General features: G+C 57.3%; 22 protein-coding genes. 14 read left to right on the top strand and 8 right to left on the bottom strand.

Translation table 11 applies throughout. From position 1 onward, the window contains the following. Positions 1-187: 187 nt before the first annotated feature. The 3 genes from F8562_RS15445 to F8562_RS15455 form a co-directional block, all read right to left on the bottom strand. On the bottom strand, positions 188-1885 hold the full coding sequence (locus tag F8562_RS15445) for an NAD-dependent malic enzyme (RefSeq protein WP_014229295.1): 1698 nt from the start codon (positions 1883-1885) through the stop codon (positions 188-190). 184 nt (positions 1886-2069) lie between these two features. After that, a complete protein-coding gene (sra, locus tag F8562_RS15450) occupies positions 2070-2210 on the bottom strand; it encodes a stationary-phase-induced ribosome-associated protein (RefSeq protein WP_004101955.1) in 141 nt (46 codons plus the stop codon). A gap of 236 nt (positions 2211-2446) precedes the next feature. Further along, a complete protein-coding gene (locus F8562_RS15455) occupies positions 2447-3298 on the bottom strand; it encodes a Vmh family MBL fold metallo-hydrolase (protein WP_014838439.1) in 852 nt (283 codons plus the stop codon). 114 nt (positions 3299-3412) lie between these two features. Between F8562_RS15455 and F8562_RS15460 the strand changes: the two genes are divergently transcribed. From F8562_RS15460 to F8562_RS15490, 7 genes are all read left to right on the top strand, one after another. After that, entirely contained in the window at positions 3413-4315 is a 903-nt protein-coding gene (locus tag F8562_RS15460; RefSeq protein WP_014838440.1) for a LysR family transcriptional regulator, read from the top strand. After that, entirely contained in the window at positions 4315-4794 is a 480-nt protein-coding gene (locus tag F8562_RS15465; protein ID WP_014838441.1) for a GNAT family N-acetyltransferase, read from the top strand. The genes F8562_RS15460 and F8562_RS15465 overlap by 1 nt, the downstream gene beginning before the upstream one ends. Positions 4795-4874: 80 nt before the next feature. Beyond that, positions 4875-5306 carry an OsmC family protein gene (locus F8562_RS15470; protein WP_004138064.1) on the top strand — a complete coding sequence of 144 codons (432 nt, stop codon included), beginning with the start codon at positions 4875-4877 and terminating at the stop codon, positions 5304-5306. Positions 5307-5420: 114 nt separating this feature from the next. Further along, entirely contained in the window at positions 5421-6290 is an 870-nt protein-coding gene (locus tag F8562_RS15475) for an oxygenase MpaB family protein (RefSeq protein ID WP_094909383.1), read from the top strand. 199 nt (positions 6291-6489) lie between these two features. Next, positions 6490-7398, top strand: a complete 909-nt coding sequence (locus F8562_RS15480; RefSeq protein ID WP_014229300.1) for a cation diffusion facilitator family transporter — start codon at positions 6490-6492, stop codon at positions 7396-7398. A 203-nt stretch (positions 7399-7601) separates the two neighbouring features. Beyond that, positions 7602-8519 (top strand): bestrophin family protein, encoded by a 918-nt coding sequence (locus tag F8562_RS15485; protein ID WP_014838443.1) that lies wholly within the window; start codon positions 7602-7604, stop codon positions 8517-8519. A 193-nt stretch (positions 8520-8712) separates the two neighbouring features. Then, complete coding sequence (locus F8562_RS15490; RefSeq protein WP_014838444.1) at positions 8713-11013, top strand: FdhF/YdeP family oxidoreductase; 2301 nt, start codon at positions 8713-8715, stop codon at positions 11011-11013. Positions 11014-11057: 44 nt separating this feature from the next. Here F8562_RS15490 and F8562_RS15495 read toward each other — a convergent pair whose 3' ends face one another. After that, positions 11058-11675 carry a LysE family translocator gene (locus tag F8562_RS15495; RefSeq protein ID WP_014229303.1) on the bottom strand — a complete coding sequence of 206 codons (618 nt, stop codon included), beginning with the start codon at positions 11673-11675 and terminating at the stop codon, positions 11058-11060. Between the two features lie 85 nt (positions 11676-11760). Then, complete coding sequence (locus F8562_RS15500; protein ID WP_042934096.1) at positions 11761-12561, bottom strand: AraC family transcriptional regulator; 801 nt, start codon at positions 12559-12561, stop codon at positions 11761-11763. Between the two features lie 156 nt (positions 12562-12717). On the opposite strand from F8562_RS15500, the gene F8562_RS15505 reads away from it, so the two are divergent. Continuing rightward, entirely contained in the window at positions 12718-13623 is a 906-nt protein-coding gene (locus F8562_RS15505) for a LysR family transcriptional regulator (RefSeq protein ID WP_014229305.1), read from the top strand. Here the strand turns inward: F8562_RS15505 and F8562_RS15510 are convergent. Then, positions 13620-14519, bottom strand: a complete 900-nt coding sequence (locus tag F8562_RS15510) for a LysR family transcriptional regulator (RefSeq protein WP_014229306.1) — start codon at positions 14517-14519, stop codon at positions 13620-13622. The genes F8562_RS15505 and F8562_RS15510 overlap by 4 nt on opposite strands. Before the next feature lie 104 nt (positions 14520-14623). Between F8562_RS15510 and F8562_RS15515 the strand changes: the two genes are divergently transcribed. Then, positions 14624-15787 carry an MFS transporter gene (locus F8562_RS15515; protein ID WP_014838446.1) on the top strand — a complete coding sequence of 388 codons (1164 nt, stop codon included), beginning with the start codon at positions 14624-14626 and terminating at the stop codon, positions 15785-15787. A gap of 17 nt (positions 15788-15804) precedes the next feature. Here the strand turns inward: F8562_RS15515 and F8562_RS15520 are convergent, their stop codons facing one another. Beyond that, on the bottom strand, positions 15805-17214 hold the full coding sequence (locus F8562_RS15520) for an MFS transporter (protein WP_014838447.1): 1410 nt from the start codon (positions 17212-17214) through the stop codon (positions 15805-15807). Positions 17215-17502: 288 nt separating this feature from the next. Between F8562_RS15520 and F8562_RS29490 the strand changes: the two genes are divergently transcribed. The 5 genes from F8562_RS29490 (at position 17503) to mgtU (ending at position 22222) form a co-directional block, all read left to right on the top strand. Next, positions 17503-18015 carry an anti-virulence regulator CigR family protein gene (locus F8562_RS29490; RefSeq protein ID WP_014229309.1) on the top strand — a complete coding sequence of 171 codons (513 nt, stop codon included), beginning with the start codon at positions 17503-17505 and terminating at the stop codon, positions 18013-18015. A 412-nt stretch (positions 18016-18427) separates the two neighbouring features. Next, on the top strand, positions 18428-19123 hold the full coding sequence (locus F8562_RS15530; RefSeq protein WP_025108277.1) for an MgtC family protein: 696 nt from the start codon (positions 18428-18430) through the stop codon (positions 19121-19123). Positions 19124-19278: 155 nt separating this feature from the next. Beyond that, a complete protein-coding gene (gene mgtA / locus F8562_RS15535) occupies positions 19279-22011 on the top strand; it encodes a magnesium-translocating P-type ATPase (RefSeq protein WP_049080919.1) in 2733 nt (910 codons plus the stop codon). A gap of 18 nt (positions 22012-22029) precedes the next feature. After that, the gene (gene mgtR, locus F8562_RS15540; protein ID WP_014229313.1) at positions 22030-22122 is read left to right on the top strand and encodes a protein MgtR; all 93 of its coding nucleotides are present in this window, start codon (positions 22030-22032) and stop codon (positions 22120-22122) included. Between the two features lie 13 nt (positions 22123-22135). After that, positions 22136-22222 (top strand): magnesium transporter protection protein MgtU, encoded by an 87-nt coding sequence (gene mgtU, locus F8562_RS29650; protein WP_251009858.1) that lies wholly within the window; start codon positions 22136-22138, stop codon positions 22220-22222. 50 nt (positions 22223-22272) lie between these two features. On the opposite strand, the gene katG is transcribed toward mgtU, so the two are convergent. Next, positions 22273-24456 carry a catalase/peroxidase HPI gene (katG, locus tag F8562_RS15545; protein WP_014838449.1) on the bottom strand — a complete coding sequence of 728 codons (2184 nt, stop codon included), beginning with the start codon at positions 24454-24456 and terminating at the stop codon, positions 22273-22275. Positions 24457-24636: the final 180 nt, after the last annotated feature.

Genomic DNA, 24636 nt, shown 5'->3' on the forward strand with positions numbered 1-24636 from the left:
ATAACGCTTGAGCAGGTGCGATCGCCAAATGCACGTGAAAAAAACATTTCACAGTACGACATGGGATCCTCCTTTTTTATTCAGTGAGTTGATGGGTGCTGGCAGTGTAGAGGGAGAAAGCGGTTTTGACCAGATGAGAATAAAAAAAGGCCTGCAAAGCAGGCCCCCTGTATGACTCATCTACCGGTTAAATCGACGTGCGGCGGTAGTTCCGGTACTCCGGCTGCCAGAAGTTATCGGCGATCGCCTGCAGCAACGCTTCGGCGGAGGTTTTCACCGCCACGCCCTGTTCCTGGGCGATTTTGCCCACCGCAAACGCGATAGCGCGTGAAACGCTCTGAATATCCTTCAGCTCCGGCAGAACCGGGCCTTCACCGTTATTCACCAGCGGCGAATGTTTCGCCAGGGTTTCGCTGGCGGCCATCAGCATCTCATCGGTCACGCGCGATGCGCCCGAAGCGATAACGCCGAGGCCAATTCCCGGGAAGATATAGGAGTTATTGCACTGGGCGATAACGTACTGTTTGCCTTTGAGGGTGACCGGGGCAAACGGGCTGCCGGTGGCGACCAGCGCCGCGCCGTCGGTCCAGCTGAGGATATTCTGCGGCGTGGCCTCCACCCGGGAGGTCGGGTTGGACAGCGGCATCACGATTGGCCGCGGGCAGTGCTTGTGCATCTCGCGGATAATCTCTTCGGTGAACAGCCCCGGCTGCCCGGAAACGCCGATCAGGATATCCGGTTTGACGTTGCGCACCACGTCGAGCAGCGACAGCACATCATTCGTGGTGTCCCACGCTTGCAGGTGCTCACGCTTTTGCACCAGTTTGCTCTGGAACGGCAGCAGGTTCGGCATGGCGTCGGTCAGCAGACCGAAACGGTCAACCATAAAGACGCGTTTACGGGCTTCCTCTTCGCTTAACCCTTCGCGCTGGATTTGCGCGACGATCTGCTCTGCGATACCGCAGCCCGCGGAGCCGGCGCCGAGGAAGACAATTTTCTGCTCGCTCAGCTGGCTGCCCGCGCCGCGGCTGGCGGCGATCAGCGTACCGACGGTGACCGAAGCGGTGCCCTGGATATCATCGTTAAAGGAGCACACTTCGTGGCGATAGCGGTTGAGCAGGGGCATGGCGTTTTTCTGCGCGAAGTCTTCGAACTGCAGCAGTACGTCCGGCCAGCGGGCTTTAATCGCCTGGATAACGTCGTCGACAAACTGATAGTACTCGTCGTCGGTGATGCGCGGGTGGCGCCAGCCCATATACAGCGGATCGTCCAGCAGCTGCTGGTTGTTAGTACCGACGTCCAGCACCACCGGCAGCGTGTAGGCCGGGCTGATACCGCCGCAGGTGGTATACAGCGACAGTTTGCCGATAGGAATGCCCATCCCGCCGATACCCTGGTCACCGAGGCCGAGAATACGTTCGCCGTCGGTCATCACGATAACCTTAACGTTGTGGTTCGGTACGTTTTGCAGAATATCGTCGAGGTTATTGCGGTTCTGATAAGAGATAAACACGCCGCGGGCGCGACGATAGATCTCAGAGAAGCGTTCACAGGCGGCGCCGACGGTTGGGGTGTAGATAACCGGCATCATTTCGTCAAGGTGGTTGCCGACCAGGCGGTAGAACAGCGTTTCGTTGGTATCCTGGATATTGCGCAGGTAGATGTGCTTGTCGATCTCGGTTTTAAATCCCTGGTACTGGATCCACGCGCGTTCGGCCTGTTCTTCGATGGTTTCGACCACTTCCGGCAGCAGGCCCAGCAGGTTGAAGCTGCTGCGCTCTTCCATGCTGAAGGCGCTGCCTTTGTTGAGCAGCGGAAATTCAAGCAGCACGGGGCCGGCGTAAGGGATGTATAGAGAGCGGTTTTTCTTATGAGTGAATTGCATCGCACTAACTCCTTGATAATCGCTTCAGCCCGGGCGCGGCGACAGGCGGGGGGCTGGCAGGGAATGGCAGCGGGCAGAGTATAAAGCAGAAGACATCAAAGGAGGGTAAACATGAGGCCGATAGTCTTAAAAAAACACCATCCCGGGGAGAGGACGGTGTTTTTATCATCATTCAGCTGAAAAGTTAGCCACCGCGGCGCTTGCGGCCGGTGGCGCGAACATGGTTAACCGTGGTTTCCGCATCGCCTTCCAGCAGCACTTTTTTCTGCTGAGAAAGCTTGTAGTTCAGACCAAGAAGATGACGTGCCTGTTGGTTCGATTTCATTCTTACTCCTTTATCCTGTGTCGGTTTCAAGGACAAGCCCGACGGGTGTCGGACGAAATTTAACCCTTAAGTACGCCGCGCATTTTTAGCGCGGCGATAATCATCGTGGCCCATTTTGCCGGGTTTAGCAACGTTGAGTCGGCAGATTAAGAACAGTCTTTTTAGCGGACCCCGGTTCGTCGGCCGGGCAGGTGGTCACCCGCCATCCGGCAGAAAGACCCGCACGTTAGCCAGTCTTACCACTTCATTTCGCCGGTATTCACTTTGGCGCTCAGATCCAGCGAACTCTCTTCCGCGAGTCCCGGCCAGCGCTGTTTCATCGCCTTGATAACGCCGGCGGAATCTTTGTGCGCGTTGAGCGCCTGCTCGAACTGGGTCAGATAATCGCGGGTAAAGGTAATCGCGCGGTCGCCTGCGGGCGGAGTCCTCAGGTAATGGCCGGGGATCACCTGCTGCGGATGCAACGCGGCCATCTCGTCGAGCGTACTTATCCACTGCTGGCGGCTTTCGACGCTCTGGGTGTCCGCCGTCCAGACGTGCATGCCCCACGCCACGCCGGTCCCGCCAAGAATGGCTTTATTCGCCGGGATCCAGACATAGGCGGCATAATTTTGCGGCTGGCGGATCTCAACCTTTTCGCCGTCGATGGTGAAGGTGTTTGCCGTCAGCGCTTGCGGGACGTAAACCTGCTTCGGCGCGCCGTCCTTCATCTGCGGGCCCCAGTAGGCCAGTTTGGCCGCTTTGGTGGCGTTAATGTGTTTAACCACTTCCGCGGTCGCCACCACGTTGACATCCGGGAAAGCCTTCACCAGCGGCTCGAGGCCGAAATAGAAGTCCGGATCGCCGGAGGTAATCACGATGCGGGTCAGTTTTTTACCGCTTTTCTTAATCATTTCAACCAGCTTCTCGCCATCTTTGACGCTGAATTGAGCGTCAAACAGCACCGCTTCATGCGGGCCGGAGGCGAGGGTGGAGTTAACCGCGAAAATGCCGTTCTCCTGCGGGTTGTAGGTTTGCAGCGTTAGGGGCGCGGCCAGAACCGACGTGCTGAACAGCGTGGTTGCGATAGCAAGGGCAGATAATTTCATATTCGTTTTCTCTTGGTCAGGTGAATGAGCGCTATTGTACGGATTTCATGATTTGCGAAAATTCCTGAAAAAAGAGATGCTGAGTTTCATAAAACGTGCAGATGGAAATCAGTTATGGATCGGGTAATTGCCGCGCAGGTGTATATGCGCATTTGTGAACTGGGGAGCTTAAGCGCCGCCGCCCGCGCGCTGGGGATGTCGCGTCCGATGGTCAGCCGCTATCTGGAACAGATGGAGCAGTGGGCGGGAACCCGGCTGGTCCATCGCTCAACCCGCAAACTGACGCTCACGGCTGCGGGGGAAAAGGTGCTGCAAAAAACGCGCACCCTGACGCAGCTGTCGGATGAGATCGCCGGGCAAAGCGAGCGTGCGATCCCCAGCGGGACGCTGCGCGTCGCCTGCGCTCACTTTACGGCGATGCAGCTGATTTCGCCGCTGCTACCCGATTTTCTCGCCCGTTATCCGCAGCTGCGCCTTGAGCTGGATATCAATAATCACCCGGTCAGCCTGATCGGCGAACGGATCGACGTGGCGATTCGGATCACCGACAATCCGGAGCCCGGGGCTATCGCCCGCCGCCTTGGCGTGTGTCGTTCGGTGCTGTGCGCGTCGCCGCGCTGGCTTCAGCAGAACGGTCCGCTGCAAACGCCGGAAGATCTCGCTCGTCACAACTGCCTGCATTACAGCCATTTTGCCAGCCAGACCTGGCAGTTTAGCGACGCCAGCGGCGAAAGCGTGGCGGTGGCGGTTTCCGGCAACCTTAGCGCCGGGATCTCCTCGCTGCTGATGGAGGCGGCGGTCGCCGGCTGCGGCATCGCGATGCTGCCGGAGCTGGAGGCGCAGCGGGCGCTCAACAGCGGGGCGCTGAAACAGGTTTTACCGGCCTGGCGGCCAAAAGCGCTAAGCGTATATGGTATTTACCTTTCTCGGGACTATCAGCCAACCGCGCTGCCGCTGTTTCTCGGTGAGATTCAGCAGAAACTGGCGCAAACTCACGATATAAAAGGAACCCTTTAATGATAGTGCTTCGCCCAATGCGCGATACGGAATACCCCGCGTATCTCGACTACTTTATCCCCGACTACGCGGCGGAAATCTCCGCCAATTACGCGCACTCGCCGGCGGCCGCGTTAGCCCAGGCGCAGCGCGAAATCGCCGCGGATCTGCCCGACGGCGTCAATACTCGCGGCCAGGTTTTATGCTGCTTATTCGATGACAGTGACGGCGCAGAAAAGCGGGTCGGCTATCTCTGGTACAAGCCTGACGAAGAAATGCGCTCCGCCTTTATCTGCGATTTTTATATTTATCCGGCGTTTCAGGGACAGGGCCTGGGTAAACAAGCGATGGCGGCTTTTGAGCATGCGCTGAAAAGCCAGGGGATCGGCCAAATTAAACTGCGCGTCGCCGGGGATAATCAGCGCGCGCGCCATCTCTACGACGCCGCGGGTTTCCGCGTTACCGGCGTTAATATGAGTAAAAATATCCCGACGGATTGATCTGAAAAACGCCGCGCGCCGCCCAAATGCCTTAGGGGGTTCTATACTTAACCCTTTCATATCAAAAAAGGAGCGATATTATGGCAATCCATAAGAAAGGTCAGGCGCACTGGGAAGGGGATCTGAAAAGCGGAAAAGGAACCGTCTCGACCGAGAGCGGCGCGCTGAACCAGCAGCCTTATGGTTTTAACACCCGTTTCGAAGGCGTCAAGGGCACCAACCCGGAAGAGCTTATCGGGGCCGCCCATGCCGCCTGTTTCTCCATGGCGCTCTCGCTGATGCTGAGCGAAGAGGGTTACACCGCCACCTCCATTGATACCGTGGCGGTGGTGACGCTGGATAAATCCGGCGGCGGCTTCGCCATCACCCAAATCGCGCTGCAGAGTAAAATTGTGCTGCCAGGCATCGAGGCCGATGCGTTTGACGGCATCATTCAAAAAGCCAAAGCCGGTTGCCCGGTGTCGCAGGTGCTGAACGCGGAGATAAGCCTCGACTACCAGCTCAATCCATAAGCTCGCTGGCGCCCGCTATCGGCGGGCGCTCCTGCCCTAAAAGCCATCGTTGGCAAATGCCCCCGGCGTTAATAAATGCTATCTTTCTCGCTCACGGATCAGAGCAGGTGGGTAATGACCAGCATACGCGGAATGATTGAAGCTCAGGTTCTGGGCTTAACCGGCATGGCGCTAAAAGAGATCGATTTTGAACACCCCAAAGGCGAACCGGGGCTATTTGGTCCGCAGTCGGCCATCTGGCAGGTTCATGGCGATTTTACCTCCATGCTCTGCGGCGGCGTCAGCGCGCTGCTGTTACAGATGCTGCATCCTCTGGCGCTGGCGGGCGTCTGGGATCACTCAAACTTCCGCGAAGATATCTTTGGCCGCCTGCGCCGTACCAGCCAGTTTATTTCCGCCACCACCTTTGGTACCACCGCCGACGCCGAACGGCTGATCGCAAAAGTGCAGGGGATCCACCTGCGGGTGAGCGGCAAGGATAAAGACGGCACGCCCTATCAGGCCAGCGACCCGGCGCTGCTCACCTGGGTTCATGTCGCCGAATGCAGCAGCTTTATGGCCTCGCACCTGCGCTACAAGCGGACCGTGGTCAGCGCCGCCCGCCAGGAGCAGTATTATCAGGAGGCCGCCGAAATTGCCCGCCACCTTGGCGCTCGGGATATCCCGGTAACGCCGCGTCAGGTTGCCGACTACCTGCAGGATATGCGCCCAACGCTGCGCTGCGATGAGCGAACGCAGGAGGTTGCCGACGTCCTGCTATCGACCCGTCTGCCGGGGCGCCTGAGTCATCCCGTCGGGCGAATGATGATGCGCGCCGGGATTGACCTGCTGCCGCCGTGGGCGCAGGCGATGCTCAATTTGCCGATGAGCGCGCTGCAGCGGCACAGCGCACGAATTGCGGTACACGGCGTCGCCCGCGTACTGCGCGTGTCGGTGCGTAACGGCGCGTATCATTGCGCAATGCGCCGGATGAATCAGTTTTAATTATTCCGGCTGCGTTTTTACGCCAAAAATATAGCCACGGCTATTATTGTCATGGCTATATTTTTTAAAAACAAACTATTCTCATTTATATATTTGACAGCAATAAAAATAAGTAAACATTCTCTTAACGGCGGCGGATTATTCAGGAAAAATTAAGCTAAATCGCGTACGTTATTTCTTTTTTTACGGGGACGTCATCATGGCGAAAATGACTGACGATGGTCAGCGCGCCCAGATTGCGCGTAAAACGACGCTGGTCAGCGTGGTGGTCAATCTTTTTTTATCCAGCGCCCAGGTTCTGGCGGGCGTTTTTTCCGGTTCGCAGGGATTAATTGCCGATGGTATTCATTCTCTTTCCGATTTAGTCGCTGATTTCGTCGTGCTGTTGGCCAATAAAAAAAGCGGCAAACCCTCGGATAGCGATCATCACTACGGACACCGGCGCTATGAAAACGGCGCTTCACTGGTGATTGGCGCGCTGCTGTTACTGGTTGGCGCGGGTATGCTGTGGTCCGCCTGCGGCAAACTGCTGCATCCGGCGTCTATCCCGAGCGTGCATATTACCGCTCTGTGGGTGGCGCTCGCCGCGCTGACCGCCAAAGAGATGTTATTCCGCTATATGCTCAGGGCGGCTAAACAAATTCAGTCGTCCATGCTGATTGCCAATGCCTGGCACGCCCGCTCGGATGCCGCGTCGTCGGTGGTGGTCGCGGTCGGCATCATCGGTAACCTGGCCGGCTTCGCCTGGTTCGATCCGGTGGCCGCGCTGGCCGTCGGCGCGCTGGTCACCCGCATGGGCTATACCTTTTCGTATGACGCCCTCCATGACTTGATGGATCGGTCAGTGGATAGCGACAGCGAGCAGCAGATAATCACCACTATTCTGGCAACGCCCGGCGTCGTGGCGCTGCATGACCTGAAAACCCGACGCGCCGGCGATGGGATCCTGGTCGATGTACATATCGAGGTGCCGGGAGATTTATCGGTGGCGGAAGGGCACGATATTGCGCTGTTGGCCCGCGCGCGGGTGCTAAACAGCCAAAACGTGCTGCATATGATGATTCATATTGACCCTTGCCGCGCGGATAGCGACGCGATTATCGCTTAGGTTATTCCCCTGAACGCTTGAGGGCTTTGTCAGCCTGCGGATAATATTGCCTGTGAAATAAAAAAGGACCATAATCCAGCGGCTATTCTTTCATCGCTGATAAATAGCCGGCTGACGCCGTGTCGTGTTTTTAAACAATATAAAAAGGCAATCGCATAATAGAAAGTATCTATTATTCGTTCGAAACTTCAGGAAGTAAAACAATGATTATCCGGCCAGAACAACACTGGTTCCTTCGCTTGTTTGACTGGCACGGCTCCGTGCTGTCAAAAATCGTCTTTCGCCTGCTGCTTAACCTGATGATGTCGATTATCGCGATCATCAGCTATCAATGGTACGAACAGCTGGGTATCCATCTTACCGTCGCGCCGTTTAGCCTGCTGGGGATCGCCATTGCCATTTTTCTTGGCTTTCGCAATAGCGCCGGATACAACCGCTTTGTTGAAGCGCGCAATTTGTGGGGAACGGTGCTGATTGCCCAGAGAACGCTGGTGCGCCAGCTGAAGAATATCCTGCCGGCCGAAAGCGCAGCCCATCAACGCCTGGTGAGCTACCTGGTGGCGTTTAGCTGGAGCCTGAAGCATCAGCTGCGCAAGACGGATCCGAGCGCCGATTTAGCGCGTCTGCTGCCGGCGCAAAGCGTGGCGGAAATTCTCGCCAGTTCGATGCCAACCAACCGCATTCTGCTGCTGGCAGGCGATGAGCTTGGGCGCCTGCGCGCAGAAGAGAAGATCGGCGATGTCACCTTCAGCCTGATGGACAATAAGCTTGATGAGCTGGGGCACGCGCTGGGCGGCTGTGAGCGCCTCGCCAGCACCCCGGTGCCCTTTGCCTACACGCTCATTTTGCAGCGCACCGTGTATCTGTTCTGTACGCTGCTGCCGTTTGCGCTGGTCGGCGATCTTCACTATATGACGCCGTTCGTGTCGGTGTTTATCTCCTACACCTTTCTGTCGTGGGATTCGCTGGCGGAAGAGCTGGAGGACCCGTTCGGTACCGCAGCCAACGATTTGCCGCTGAACGCGATGTGTAACACCATTGAGCGCAACCTGCTGGATATGACCGGCCAGCATCCCTTACCGGAGAAACTGGCGCCGGATCGCCACTACAATCTGACCTGATTTTTGTATGTTTATTATTCGTTAAATAAGTTAAATCTAACGCGTGATAGATAACATTGATTATACAGCCACCGCCCTGATTGTTATGCTTTCGTTAACAAAAAACACCCGTTACCCTGGCTGGTAACGGGTGATAAGAGATCGTGCGGCGTTTCACCTGCCATACGCCGCCGAAAGCGCATCAGGAGTGAACATGAGTAACAGAAGACGCGTCGTTCCCGGCGTCCATCCCTATGATGGTCCGGCGGGCGGCTGGGGTGCCTTAAAAGCCACCGCTATCGCCGTTCGTACGCAAATGGATGCGCTCGATGCCCCCGCCACGCTGCTGCGGACCAATCAGCCGGATGGCTTTGATTGTCCCGGCTGCGCCTGGCCCGACAAAGAGCATAAATCGACGTTTCAGTTCTGCGAAAACGGCGCCAAAGCGGTGACCTGGGAAGCCACCAGTAAACGGGTCACGGCTGAGTTTCTCGCGGCTAACACCGTGACGTCGCTGCTGGCGCGCAGCGATTTTGAGCTGGAAGGCTACGGGCGCTTAACCCAGCCCCTGGCCTACGATAAGGCCAGCGATACCCTGCGTCCGGTCTCATGGGACGCGGCGTTTACCCGCATCGGCGCCATTCTCCGTACGCTGCAGCCCAATGAAGTCGAGTTTTATACCTCCGGGCGCGCCTCTAACGAAGTGGCCTTCCTGTTCCAGCTGTTTGCCCGCGAATATGGCACCAACAACTTTCCGGACTGCTCCAATATGTGCCACGAGTCGACCAGCGTCGGCCTGCCGCAGTCCATCGGCATCGGTAAAGGGACGGTCTCCCTCGATGACTTTGATAAGACCGAGCTGGTTATCTCTATCGGCCACAATCCCGGAACCAACCATCCGCGCATGATGGGCACGCTGCACGAACTGGCGCGCCGGGGGGTGCCGATTATCGTCTTCAACCCGCTAAAAGAGCGGGCGCTGGAGCGTTTCGCCGATCCGCAGAACGTCATTGAGATGGCGACCTACGGCTCAACCAACATCGCGTCGACCTATTTCCAGGTCAAAGCGGGCGGCGACGCGGCGGCGCTTAAGGGTATCGCGAAGGCGCTGCTCCGGCTGGAAGCAGAGCAGGGCGATGTGCTGGATCGGGCGTTTATCGATGAGCATACGCTGGGCTTTACCGAGTTTGCGCAGGATGTGGACGCGACGCCGTGGCCGGATATTGAACGGGAGTCCGGCCTGACGCGCGGCGATCTTGAACGGGTGGCGGCGGCTTACGCTAAATCTAACGCCACGATTATCACCTACGGCATGGGCATCACCCAGCACAATAAGGGCACCTCTAATGTACGCCTGATAGCCGACCTGCTGCTGATGCGCGGGAATATCGGCAAGCCGGGGGCCGGGATCTGCCCGCTGCGCGGACACTCCAACGTACAGGGCAACCGTACCGTCGGCATCACGGAAAAGCCGAGCCCCCAGTTTCTCGCCAACCTGCAGCGGGTGTTTGGTTTTACGCCGCCGCAGGAGCATGGTCACGATGCGGTAAAAGCGCTACAGGCGATGATCGACGGCGAATCGAAAGCGCTGCTCTGCCTTGGCGGGAACTTCGCGGTGGCTATGCCGGATAGCGAACGGGCTTTTCCGGCGATGCGGGGGCTGGATCTGAGCGTGCATATTGGCACCAAGCTCAATCGTTCGCATCTTCTGGTGGCCAATGAGACCTTTATCCTGCCGTGCCTTGGCCGAACCGAACTCGATATTCAGGAGACGGGACGCCAGTCGATCACCGTGGAAGATTCGATGTCGATGGTGCACGCGTCGTCGGGCAAGCTGAAACCCGGTTCGCCAGAGCTGCGATCGGAGCCGGCGATTGTCGCGGCGATGGCCATGGCGACGCTGCCGGAAAGCAGCGTTGACTGGCTGTCGCTGGTCGCCGACTACGATCGCATTCGCGATCTGATCGAGCAGACCATTCCCGGCTTTGACCAGTACAACCAGCGTATTCGCCATCCCGGCGGTTTTCGCATGCCGCTGCCGCCGACGGAGCGTATCTGGCCGACGCCGACCGGCAAAGCGATGTTTTCCGTTTTTCACGGGGTGCACGAAAACCAGCAGGTAGCAGGGCATGACGTGATGCGCCTGGTGACGCTGCGCAGCCACGATCAGTACAACACCACCATTTACGCCATGGACGACCGCTACCGCGGCGTGTTTGGCCGTCGCGACGTGTTGTTTATGAACGAGCAGGATATGGCTGAGCAGGGATTCGAACACGGCGATCGGGTGGATATCAGCTCCGCGCTGCCGGGCCACCATCAGCGGCTGGAAGATATCACCCTGGTCGCGTACAGCATCGCGCCGGGCACCGTTGCCGCCTATTACCCCGAAGCCAACGTGCTGGTCCCTCTGGATTATCTCGATAAAGAGAGCGGCACGCCGTCGTATAAATCGGCGCCCGTCCGTTTAACGCTGCGCTCGAAAGAGATCCGCGCGCTGGCGGGGCTTCGCTAAAGCGCCGTTTGCCCGCGGCGATCGTCGCGTCGTGGGCAAAATCGCTACCTCTGCGCCAGAATCAGCTTAATCCCCAGCCCGACAAAACCGGCGGCAAAGCAGGCTCTCAGCCCCTGTAACACCCGCGGACGCGACAGCACGTATCCGCGCATCGCCGCCGAAAAGGCGCCATAGAGCATAAAAACCAGCAGCGTCATCAGCATAAAAACGGCGCTCAGGATCAGCATTTCCCCGATCGGCGAAGCCGAGCCGCGCTGGATAAACTGCGGCAGAAAGGCGAGAAAGAAGAGCGGCAGCTTGGGGTTAAGCAAATTAATCAGAATCGCGTGGCTGATGACCTGGCGCGGGTTGCGTTGCTCGACGCCTTCCACGTTCAGGCTGCCGCGCTGGGTCAGGGTGGCCCATGCGAGGTACAGCAGCCAGGCGACGCCGGCGTACTTCACCAGCTCGAAGGCGCCGGGGGTGCTGTGGAGGATGGCCGCCAGCCCGGTTATCGCCGCCAGCATATGCGGAATAATGCCCAGCGTGCAGCCGAAGGCCGCGGCAAAACTCATGCCTCTGCCCGCCGCCAGGCCGGTGGCAATGGTGTAAAGCGTCCCGGTGCCGGGGGCGATGACCACAATCAGCGAAGTCAAAAGAAACTCAGGGGTGATGAACGCCATGATGTCATTCCTGTTGCAGAGAATCGAGGCCCTGAGTATTTCGCAAAGCCGCGCGCCGGTATTGAACAAAATTGCACAGCGTCGGCTAGCGGCTCGCCTGATAGCTGCCTGGGGTCATGGCGAACTGCCTTTGAAACGCGCGGGTCAGATGGCTTTGATCGGCAAAGCCGGCCATGAAGGCGGTATCGGCGGGGGAGTGACCTTCGGCGAGCAGGCGGCGCGCCAGGCGCAGGCGGGCCTGTACCAGATAAGCGTGCGGCGTGATGCCGGTTTCGCGAGCGAAGCCGCGGATCAGCTGAAAGCGGCTGAGACCGCAGAGGGTAGCAAGCACCTCGAGAGAGATTTTCTCTTCGGGGGCATCATCGAGATATTGCCTGGCCAGCGCGATGGAGGGGGTACCGCTTTTATCAGGCCGCCGTGCGCAGAGATGGTATCGGCTTACCCGCATCAGGCAGAGCAGTAGCGCCTCTTCTACGGCGGTATCCTCGGGGGCGCTGGCGACAATCTCGCTAAACAGCCGCAGCATCAGTCCGCGCAGCTGCGGGTCCTCGACCACCGGGCGCAGGAGAATATCTTCGGCCTTTATCGCTCCCTGAAATTCAGCGGCAACCCGCTCGGGATCGAGATAGATCATCTGCCAGCTGCGCGGGCCATTCAGCGGGATACCGTCGTGCATCTCCCCCGGGTTAACCATAATGATATTTCCGGCGGCGGCCTCAATTTTGCCCAGATGGCTCCACGAACGCTGCGCGCCCTGAGTGAAAATCCCGATGCCGAACTGGTCGTGGGAATGGCGCGGAAAACTCTGTTCCGTGACTAACGACATGGCTTCCAGTCCCGGCATGGCGAGCCGGTGCTGCTGAACGTGATGAAGGCGAGTTTTCAACGGTTTCTCCTGCCGGGGCATAGCATGAGTGTAGCCTCAGGCACGCGGGACGAGCAACGGTCCACCGGCGCTTGAATTTCATCAACGCAGAACATAACATTTAGCTAACATTTTACCTGCTGCGCTGCCAGCAGATTGCGCAAACAGTGGATGATAATGGATATTAAACAGCTTAAGTACCTGATTGCGCTCGACAGAACACGACATTTCGGCCAGGCCGCGGCGGCCTGCCATATCACCCAGCCCACGCTATCGATGCGTATCCGCAATCTTGAAGAAGAACTTAATCTGACGCTGATTCAGCGCGGGCAGCGGTTTGAAGGGTTTACCCCAGAGGGTGAGCGTATTCTGGCCTGGGCGCGAGCGCTGCTGGCGGCGCACGACGGGCTGGAGGCGGAGGCGGCTATCTGTCGCGGGCAGATGGTCGGCCAGCTAAGAGTCGGAATGGTGCCTTTAGCCAGCCTGAATCCGATGCAACTGATCAAGCCGCTGGCGGATAAATACCCGGAGCTGCAGTTCAGTCTGCTGTCCATGACCTCGGAACAGATTATCGACGGCGTTAGCCGCAACCAGCTGGATCTGGGGATCTGCTATCTGCACCACGTCGATAGCCAACTGTTCAACGTGGTCTGGCTGCCGAATACCCGCATGGGGCTGCTGCACGATAGGCGTCATTATCAGTTTGCCGACGCGACGCCTGAGTGGGATACCCTGGCCGCGCTGCCGCTGGGCTTTCTGACCAAGGGCATGTACTACCGTGAATCGATTGAGATGAGCTTTAAGGCCAAGGGGCTGGCGCCAAAATACGTTTTTGAAAGCGACTCCACGTTTCAGATCATCCAGGCGGTGCAGGCCGGGATCTGCTGTGCGATTATGCCGCTGAACAACGGCCTCGAAGCGCTAAGCGATAATCTGGAAATCAGGCCGATCCCCGAGACGGAGGTCGACTCGATGCTGGCGCTGATCATGCGCAACAAAGAGCCGGTGTCGTCGCTGGCGGAGAAATGCTTCGCCGATGCGCAGGTGATTTTTAGCGAACGCCAGTCGGCTGACGGCGCTTAGCTGGCCATCTGCGACTGGATAAATTCAAGCCAGACGCGCGTTCTGGCGGGCATAAAGTGGCGCTCCCGATAGAGGGCGGAGAGCTGTAACGGCGCCGGCGGCAGCTCCAGCGTGACTTCCTGGAGTTCACCGCGATCGATAAACGGGCGGCAGGGTTTCTCCCCCAGAATAGCGAAGCCAACGCCGGCAAGCGCGGCATGCAGCGCCATTTCGCCGCTGTTGACGCGATAGTGCCCGTTGACGTTAACCTTTTTAAAGCTACCGTCCGCCGCGGCAAATTGCCAGGCTTGCCCCGCGAGGGCGCTGACGGTGGTAATGCAGGGCTGCGCGGTTAATTGCTCGCTGTGTGTCGGCATACCCGTTCTGGCAATCAGCTGCGGAGAAGCGACCACGCAGCAGGGAAACGAAAAGAGCGGGCGCGCAATGACGCTGGCGTCTTCCATTTTGCCGCGGGTGATAATCACCGCAATATCCACATCCTCTTTTAACACCTCCGTTCCCGCCAGATTCGTGGTACAGCTGACGATTATTTTTGGATAGCGCATGGCAAATTGCGCCATCAGCGGCGCAAACAGCGAGGGGCCAATTTCGTTCGGAAGACACAAGCGTAGCGGCCCTTCGGGTTCGGCCTGCTGCTGCGTCAGTTCAGCTTCCGTAGCGGCAAGTTGCTCCAGCACCGGTCGCATACTGGCGAGCAGCGTCTGACCGGCAGGGGTCAGCTTCATGTGCCGGGTACTGCGCTGTATCAGGCGCAGCTGAAGGCTCTCCTCAAGCTGCGAAATCTGTCGGCTCACGTTCGATGAGGGCATCTGCAGCGCTTTTGCTCCGGCGCGAAAGGAGCCATTTTCCGCCACGGTGACGAACACCCGCAGGGCGTTGAGATCCAATTTTTTCACTCTCGATTATCCCGATTTTGATAATTAACAACGTCATTTTTACCGTCTTATGCCCGGTTTTGCCAGACGCTAGACTCTCCGCATTACATAGTCAGGAGTCTTACATGCCCGGATATCTGGTACGAATAACGTTGATCGTGGCCTTTGTTCAATTCATCAACGCCCTCGAATATATGATTTTTAATCCCTTATTTACCTGGATGGCGCCGACGTTTCAGGTGCCGGTAAGCCAGGCGGGTTACGTCACCGGCGTTTATACGCTGGCTTCCGTCATTGCTGGGGTAAGCGTCTGGCGATGGGTCGGTAACGTTAAACCGCGGCGCTTTTTGCTCTGCAATATGGCCCTGTTGGGGGGATTAACGATGATGACGCTGACTACCACCCGGTTTGACGTATTATTGTTCTGGCGTTTTCTTGCCGGTCTGGTTGGCGGGACCACAATGGGCGTGGGCAGCAGTCTGTTAATCAACATTATGCCGCCGCACCTGCGCCCGCGGGCATTGGCCTCCACGATTGCCGCATTCTCGCTGGTCAGTATTGTCGGTATGCCGACGATGCTATTTCTCAGTGCAAAAATCGGCTGGCAGATAGCCCCCGCGACGATCGGCGGACTCTGCTTAATCGCGTTACCGCTGATACAACTGGCGCTGCCGGAGCAACCCATCGAGGCGAGCCGTCAGGCGGGTTTGCGCTGGTCGTCATCGGTGCTGTTTTACGCCTCCGGCAACGCGCTCGCGCAGTTCAGTCCGATGTTAATCATTCCGCTGCTGATACCGTTACTGACGGTGAAAATGGGGGCCAGCGGCGATGAATTGCCGTGGCTCTTTTTCGGCGGAGGCGTGGCCGGACTATGCGCAACTAAACTCACCGGCAAGCTATGCCAGCATTACAGCGGCTACCGCATCAGCCTGCTGGCCAGTCTGCTGTTTATACTGAGCCTGAGCATCGCTTTTACCTGCAACCGCGGAGGCGCACTGTTTATGGTGCTGTTTCTGGCCGCCGCCTACTGTCGTCTGGTGGCCTCATCGGCTGTGGCAATGCGTTTTCCAGCGGATAGCGCCAGGTCCGGGTTTACGCTTTTACAGAATACCCTGATGTCATTAAGTACGGCGGCGGCCTTTCTGCTTTCATCGTGGGTGCTCTCGGTTGACGGCAACGGCGAGCGGGCGATGCAGGGGATATTGCTGCTCTGCGCCCTGAGCGCATTGCCGCTGCCGTGGCTGCTGCGGGTTCAGGAGAAAAGATTAGCCACGCGCGCCGCCGGCTAACCCGGCGGCGGCTACCGTCAAATATTCTCCAGGCTGATCCCGCGGGTTTTCGGACCAAAGATGCCCACCGACAGCATCACCATCAGCATACTGGCGACGATAAAGCTAATCACGCCTGGGGTACCGGCGTATTGCAAAATAATGCCGATCAAAATGCTGGTGATCGCCGTCGACAGCCGGCTGAAGGAGTAGCAGAAGCCGACCGCCCGCGCGCGAATATGGGTCGGGAAAACTTCGGCCTGGTAGGCGTGATAGCTAATGGTCAGCCAGGCGTTTGACCAGGTGATCATAAACCCGCAAATCACCAGCAGCACCGGGCTGTTCTGCAGGGCAAACAGGGTACCAAACACCACCGTCATCAGCGCGGAAAGCACAATTTGCCATTTGTTTTCAAAACGATGAACGAAGCGGGTGCAGAACAGACAGCCAATCGGATAGGCGAGGGTAATAAAGAACGCGTACAGCAGGCTGTGGGTGATGCTCGCCCCCTGACCGGAAAGCAGGGCCGGTAGCCAGTTGCCGAAGCCAAAGAAGCCGATGGCCTGGAAGAAGTTCATTACCATCAGCATGATCGTACGTTTGCGGTACTGCGGCGCCCAGATCGCTTTAAAGCTTCCCAGCCCGCGCGGGTTATCCTGCGTCTCAACCTGGTGGCGCGGCGAGGGAGAAACGCCGCAGCGCTGTTCCATTTCGCACATCACCTTATGGGCTTCCTCGTGGCGGCCTTTTTCATCCAGCCAGCGCGCCGACTCCGGCAGCTTCTTGCGGATAACCCAGATAATCAGCGAACAGAGCGCGCCGAAGATAATCACCCAGCGCCAGCCGGTCAGGCCGAAAAGGGTAATCGGCACCAGCAGCCACGACATCAGCGCCACGGCGGGGACCGATAAAAACTGAATAAAGAAGGCGAAAGCGAAGGCTTTATTGCGCAGATGCGTCGGCACCCATTCGCTTAAATAGGTGTCGATGGTCACCAGCTCAATGCCGAGACCGACGCCGACCAGAAAGCGGCAGAAGATAACCCCTTCGGCGCTGCTTTGCAGGGCCATCATCAGCGAAAATACGCCGTACCAGGCGAGGGCAAACATAAACGTCAGGCGGCGGCCCAGTTTATCCGCCAGCGGCGCAAGCAGGCTGGCGCCAATAAACAGCCCCATAAAGGTGGACGACGCGAAGGCGGCCTGGTCGGAGATACCGAAGATACCCTGCTCGCCGGTATGGAAAATATCCTCTGCCAGCAGCCCGGTACTGATATAACCGGTCTGAAAAAGATCGTACAGCTCGAAGAAGCCGCCCAGCGCCAGGAGGGTGATAAAAGACCACAGGCCAACGGAGGCGGGCAGCGCATCGATGCGAGCGGTCAGGCTGGAGTGGGGATGTCCTGGGGCGGCGAACGCGGCGTCGCCCAGAACCTGGGTGGTAGACATATTATTATTTTCCTCAGATAAAATGTTTGCCTGCTAATGTTATTTGATTGTTAATGGTTTTAAATTTTTAATCGCATCGGGGGAGAGAGATTTGCAGAATAAAATAATGCCAATGTGGTTTGGCTGGCGTTGTATGCTGGTTTTCGCCTGTGGCCCGGCCGCGGAGTGAAGGAATTCACCATCGGGCCGCAAAGTTTGACCTGAAATAAATTTAAGATAACGAGAGATTGTTGCGCTCAGGTTATTCACCTACATTCAAAGCGAGTACTCCCACTCAGGAAAATAATCATGTCTAGCAAGAAAATTTTACAAGCAGCGCTGGCGGCGGCGCTTTCGCTGTCAATGATGGCCACGCCGGTTTTCGCCAACCCGGGTAATGGCAACGGCGGCGGTAATCATGGGAATAGCGGTAACCATGGCAATAACGGTAACAACGGCAATAGCGGTAAAAACAACGTTGATAAGGGCAACCAGGGTCATAAAGAAGGAAATCCGGGGCAGAGAAAAAACTACGGCAAACCCGATCATGTCTCCGCTGATATCAGCTTCTCCAGAGCGCGTTCGCTGGCGGTAAACTACGGTTTAACCGGCTATCAGTCGCTGCCGCCGGGAATCGCCAAAAATCTGGCTCGCGGTAAACCCTTACCTCCGGGGATTGCAAAAAAAGCGGTTCCGGCATCGATGCTCAACGAACTGCCTTACTATCCTGGCTATGAATGGCGCGTGGTGGGCCAGGATTTAGTGCTGATCGCGCTGAGTACGGCGATCGTGACGTCGATAATTAATGGCGTCTTTGACTAGTGAATTAACCCCGGTTCGCGCCGGGGTTAATCCTGACGGGCAGGCTTAGCGCATTAAGGTCATTCTAAACAAATCGTCACTAAAGCGAGATTTTAACTTTACTCAAATAATTGAATGACTATAATGAGCACAAATTCACACAGGAGAAATATGTTGGACAGTCACCCTTACTTAAACATCAAGGCAAGCTGACGCTATTTTTTCTGCGCTGCTTGCCAACCGGCGGGCAGCAATCTCCTCATCCAGACGATTGCATCCCATAAAAAATAACGCAGCATGGCTGCGAGGATAATCGTCATGTTCATGTTTAAAAATACATTATTCCCTCCACCGTCAACGCGACGTTAATCGCCTCTCTGGCGACAATTTGTCGTGTGCTTAATAAAGCACGTAGTTAATTCTTCCAGCAAAAATGGAGGAAGCTATGTTGATGTTTCCTTATATCGCAAATTTACTCGCCGCGATGCTGTTGGGCGCGCTGATTGGCGCCGAAAGACAGTGGCGTCAGCGGATGGCTGGCCTGCGCACCAATGCGCTGGTCGCCACCGGCGCGGCGGTTTTTATTCTGAGCTCTATCTCCACATCGCCGGATAGTCCGGGACGTATTGCCGCGCAGGTGGTTTCCGGAATTGGTTTTCTCGGCGCCGGGGTCATCATGCGGGAAGGCATGAACGTGCGCGGCCTGAATACCGCGGCAACCCTGTGGTGCTCTGCGGCGATTGGCGTCCTGTGTGGCTTAGGCCAGTTCTGGCAAGCGGCGGCGGCAACGCTGATCATCCTGTGCGCCAATATTCTACTGCGCGAAGCGGCGCAGAGAATTAATCAGATCCCCGGCGCGACAGAAGAAGAAAAATGCTACGTCCTGAATATTATCTGTCATAGCGAACATGAAAACGCGATTCGTCAGCTATTGCTTAATATCAGTAAAGAGATGACGCTCAGCTTGCAGGGGCTGGTGTCGATAGCAGCAAAAGAACAAGGACATAAAGAAATCCGCATCGAACTGGTTGGTAATACCGACTCCCGCAAAGCGCGAGATCTTATTATGTCAAGAATTGGCGGTGACGAAAACATTACGTCAGTGCGCTGGTGCGTCGAGGGGAGTTAGCCTCCCTGATATTCTACTCTGGCAATGATTTGTCTAAGGAGGGAATGATGGATATTCCCAGGCAATTAAAGTAATAAGCGTTTAATAACGTAAAAATGAATTATGCATAAGTCAATTATGCAGGGATAACGACGTCTTAAATTTGAGGAATAATCATGACTGACATGAAAATAGAAAACCGGAAAATAAACCGGTCTGCGTCAGAAAATGATAAGCAGCATAAAAAAAGCTTCGCCATTGAAACCGAGGCATTTAACAGCCCGGATCATACGCTGGCGCGGCTCAACAGCAGCCGTCAGGGGCTCACCACCGAAGATGCCCTTGAACGTCTGAATGAATATGGCCGCAATGAAGTCGCGCACGAGCAGGCGCCGCCGGCGCTAATCCAGCTTTTGCAGGCATTCAATAACCCGTTTATCTATGTCCTGATGGCGCTGGCCGCCGTCAGCTTTGTGACCGATTACTGGCTACCGCTGCGTAACGGCGAAGAGACCGATCTGACCGGGATTATCATTATCGTCACGATGGTCAGCCTGAGCGGGTTATTGCGTTTCTGGCAGGAGTTTCGTACCAACAAAGCGGCGCAGGCGCTGAAATCCATGGTTCGCACCACGGCGACGGTGCTGCGTCGCGGTCCTGGTAACATGGGGCCGGCGCAGGAGGAGATTGCCATTGAGGAACTGGTGCCCGGTGACATCATCTTCCTGGCGGCGGGGGATCTGGTTCCGGCGGATGTCCGCCTGCTGGAGTCCCGGGATCTGTTCGTTAGCCAGTCGATACTTAGCGGCGAATCGCTACCGGTGGAAAAGTATGATGTTCTGGCCAGCGTGTCCGGCAAAGGGTGCGACAGGCTTCCCGAACCGAACAAAGATAAAAGCCTGCTGGAGATGGGCAATATCTGTCTGATGGGCACCAACGTGACCAGCGGCAGGGCGCAGGCGGTGGTGGTGGCCACCGGAAACCGCACCTGGTTTGGTTCGCTGGCGAAGTCCATTGTCGGTACGCGCACCCAGACGGCGTTCGACCGTGGGGTAAACAGCGTCAGCTGGCTGCTGATCCGTTTTATGCTGGTGATGGTGCCGATTGTGCTGCTGATTAACGGCTTCAGCAAAGGAGACTGGGTTGAGGCATCGCTGTTTGCCCTGGCGGTCGCGGTGGGTCTGACGCCGGAAATGCTGCCGATGATCGTCAGCTCAAACCTGGCGAAAGGCGCTATCGCCATGTCGCGGCGCAAAGTGATCGTCAAGCGGCTGAACGCTATTCAGAACTTTGGCGCCATGGACGTGCTGTGCACCGATAAAACCGGCACGCTGACGCAGGACAATATCATTCTTGAGCATCATCTTGACGTCAGCGGCAGCGAGAGCGACCGGGTGCTGACGCTGGCGTGGCTCAACAGCAGCAGCCAGAGCGGGGCGCGCAACCTGATGGACCGGGCGGTGCTGCGCTTTGGCGAGGGGCGGATTGCGCCAGCGACCAAAGAACGCTTCGTAAAGCTTGATGAACTGCCGTTTGATTTTGTCCGCCGTCGGGTCTCGGTGTCGGTGGAAGATGTCCGCCACGGCGATAAAAGCCTGATCTGCAAAGGCGCGGTCGAAGAGATGCTGATGGTGGCCACGCATCTGCGCGAAGGCGACCGCGTGGTTGCGCTGGATGAAACCCGCCGCGATCTGCTGTTAGCCAAAACGCAGGATTACAACGCCCAGGGTTTCCGCGTGCTGCTGGTCGCGACCCGCAAGCTGGATGACTCCGCCCTGACAACCCCGCTGTGCGCCGCGGATGAGCAGGGGCTGACGGTCGAAGGGATGCTGACCTTCCTCGATCCGCCGAAGGAGAGCGCGGGAAAAGCGATTACCGCGCTGCGCGATAACGGCGTGGCGGTCAAAGTGTTGACCGGCGATAACCCGGTGGTCACGGCGCGTATTTGCCTGGAAGTGGGGATTGATGCCCACGGTATCCTGACCGGCGCACAGATTGAAGCGATGACGGATAACGAACTGCAGCGCGAAGTGGAAACGCGTTCGGTATTCGCCAAACTGACGCCGCTGCAGAAGTCGCGCATCCTGAAAACGCTGCAGAAAAACGGCCACACCGTCGGCTTCCTCGGCGATGGCATCAACGATGCGCCGGCGCTGCGCGATGCGGACGTCGGAATTTCGGTCGACAGCGCGGCGGATATCGCCAAAGAGGCATCCGATATCATCCTGCTGGAAAAGGATTTGATGGTGCTGGAAGAAGGGGTGATCAAAGGGCGTGAGACCTTTGGCAATATCATTAAGTACCTGAATATGACCGCCAGCTCTAACTTCGGCAACGTCTTCTCGGTACTGGTGGCCAGCGCGTTTATTCCGTTTCTGCCGATGCTGGCGATTCATCTGCTGATCCAGAACCTGATGTACGATCTCTCTCAGCTCTCGCTGCCGTGGGACAAGATGGATAAGGAATTCCTGCGTAAGCCGCGCAAGTGGGATGCGAAAAATATCGGCCGCTTTATGCTGTGGATTGGCCCGACGTCGTCCATTTTTGATATCACCACCTTCGCGCTGATGTGGTACGTGTTTGCGGCGAATCACGTCGAAGCCCAGGCGCTGTTCCAGTCCGGGTGGTTTATTGAAGGGCTGCTGTCGCAAACGCTGGTGGTGCATATGCTGAGAACGCAGAAAATTCCGTTTATCCAGAGTCGAGCGACGTTGCCGGTGCTGCTCACCACCGCGGTCATTATGGCGATGGGCATCTACATTCCATTCTCGCCGCTGGGGGCGATGGTCGGGCTGGAGCCGCTGCCGCTGAGCTACTTCCCGTGGCTGATCGCGACGCTGCTCAGCTACTGCCTGGTCGCGCAGGGCATGAAGCGTTTCTATATCAAACGCTTTGGTCAGTGGTTCTGATGATAAGGAGGCGCAGAGATGAATCGTTCTCCGGACACCCTCATCGCGCTGATATTTTTCCTGGTGGGTCTGCTGGTGCTGTTGCTGGCTATCTGGCAAATCCTGTTCTGAAAAAGGGGGCGCGATGCGCAGAGGATCGCTGGATAAAGTCTTTATTCAGGTGGCGATTATTGCGGCCATCATTATTCTGCTGACAATCTGGATTAGATAAGAGGAGCCCGGGCCATTGGCCCGGGTTTAGCATTTCTGCCGGGGAAAGGATTACAGATCGAAGCGGTCGAGGTTCATCACCTTGGTCCATGCGGCAACGAAGTCATTCACGAACTTCTGCCGCGCATCGCTGCAGGCATAAACTTCAGCCAGGGCGCGCAGGACGGAGTTGGAGCCAAACACCAGGTCAACGCGGGTCGCGGTATATTTCTCTTCGCCGCTCTTACGGTCGCGGCCGATAAACAGCTCAGCGTGCTCGTCAGCGGCTTTCCAGACGGTCCCCATATCGAGCAGGTTAGCGAAGAAATCATTGCTCAACACCCCCACGCGGTCGGTAAATACGCCGTGTCGGCTGCCGTCGAAGTTCGCGCCCAGCACGCGCAGACCGCCCACCAGTACCGTCATTTCCGGCGCCGTCAGCGTTAACTGCTGCGCTTTATCAATCAGCAGCGTTTCGGTGGAGATGCCGCCGCCAACGCGACGATAGTTGCGGAAACCATCGGCCAGCGGCTGCAGCAGATCCATCGCTTCCACATCGGTCTGATCCTGACGCGCATCGACGCGGCCAGGGGCGAAGGGAACGCTAACCTGAACGCCCGCCGCCGCGGCAGCCTGCTCAATGCCCACCACGCCGGCCAGAACGATAATATCGGCCAGCGACGCTTTACCGGATGCCTGCTGAATCCCCTGCAGGGTCGGCAGCACGCGGGACGCGATGGCGTTTACCGGCCAGGATTTCTGCGGTTCCAGCGCCAGACGCGCGCCGTTGGCGCCGCCGCGTTTATCGCCGCCGCGGAAGGTGGAGGCCGATGCCCAGGCAACGGAAACCAGCTCGCTGACCGAAAGGCCGGCGTCGGCAATGGCGGTTTTCAGCGTCGCGATATCCTCTGCGGTTGGGGTGTGGACCGCCGCCGGTAGCGGATCTTGCCAGATCAGATCTTCTTTCGGCACTTCCGGGCCCATGTAGCGGGACTTCGGCCCCATATCGCGGTGGATAAGTTTAAACCACGCGCGGGCAAAGGCTTCGTTAAAGGCCTGCGGGTCGTTAAGGAAGCGGCGGGAAATCTTGTCGAACTCCGGGTCGAAGCGCAGCGTCAGGTCGGTGACCAGCATGGTCGGCTTGCGTTTTTTCTCCGGATTAAACGGGTCTGGAATAATTTCCGGGCCGTCTTTCGCTTCGAACTGAATCGCGCCTGCCGGGCTGCGGGTTTGCACCCACTCATATTTGTACAGGTTTTCGAAGAAGTAGTTGCTCCACTGGGTCGGCGTTTGCGTCCAGACCACTTCCAGACCGGAGGTGATCGCGTCGGCGCCCGCGCCGCTGCCGTAGCTGTTCGCCCAGCCGAGTCCCTGCGCTTCAATCGGCGCCGCTTCCGGCTCTGCGCCAACGTGGCTGGTCACCGCGGAACCGTGGGTTTTGCCCAGCGTATGACCGCCGGCGATCAGCGCGACGATCTCTTCATCATTCATTGCCATATTGCCGAAGGTCGCGCGAATCGCGGAGGCGGCGGAGAGCGGGTCGCCGCTGGCGTTGGGGCCTTCAGGGTTGACGTAAATCAGCCCCATTTCGGTCGCGCCAATGGCCTGCTGATTCAGGCTTTCCGGATGACGATGGGCCAGCCATTCGGTTTCGTTACCCCAGTCGACGTCCAGATCCGGTTCCCAGACGTCTTCACGACCGGCACCGAAGCCAAACGTACGGAAACCGGCATTTTCCAGCGCCACGTTGCCTGCCAGCATATAGAGGTCGGCCCAGGAGATTTTTTGCCCGTATTTTTGTTTTACCGGCCACAGCAGGCGACGGGCTTTGTCGAGGCTGACGTTATCCGGCCAGGAGTTGAGCGGTGCGAAACGCTGCTGGCCGCGGCCCGCGCCGCCGCGTCCGTCAACGGTACGATAGGTACCGGCGCCGTGCCACGCCATACGAATAAACAGCCCGATATAGCTACCCCAGTCCGCTGGCCACCACTCCTGAGAATCGGTGAGCAGGGCGCGCAGATCGGCCTTCAGGGCCGAGTAGTCGAGCTTCTTAAACTCTTCGCGGTAGTTAAAGTGTTCGCCCAGCGGGTTTGAACGATTGGAGTGCTGATTCAGCAGATCCACCCGTAGTTGATTTGGCCACCAGTCGCGGTTGCCGGTGCCACCGCCCGCGCTCTGGGTGGGCGTCGCCGTCTCGGCGTGGAAAGGGCATTTCCCTGCCGACGGGGTATTCGAAGGATCGTTTGACGTGCTCATATCAGGCTCCGTTTGCTTTTGTGAATGCCATTACGATATACACTGCTACCAATAAGCGATATTTGAATGAGTCTACGGATTTAATAGTTATTTCCGTTCAATGCCTTTGTAAAAACCGAACATATATCATTGTTCAATGATTGATTGTTCAGTATTGACTCAACCACAATAGTCGTAACA

The organism is Klebsiella sp. RCJ4 (assembly GCF_009025755.1).
In the GTDB taxonomy this organism is placed as follows: domain Bacteria; phylum Pseudomonadota; class Gammaproteobacteria; order Enterobacterales; family Enterobacteriaceae; genus Klebsiella; species Klebsiella michiganensis.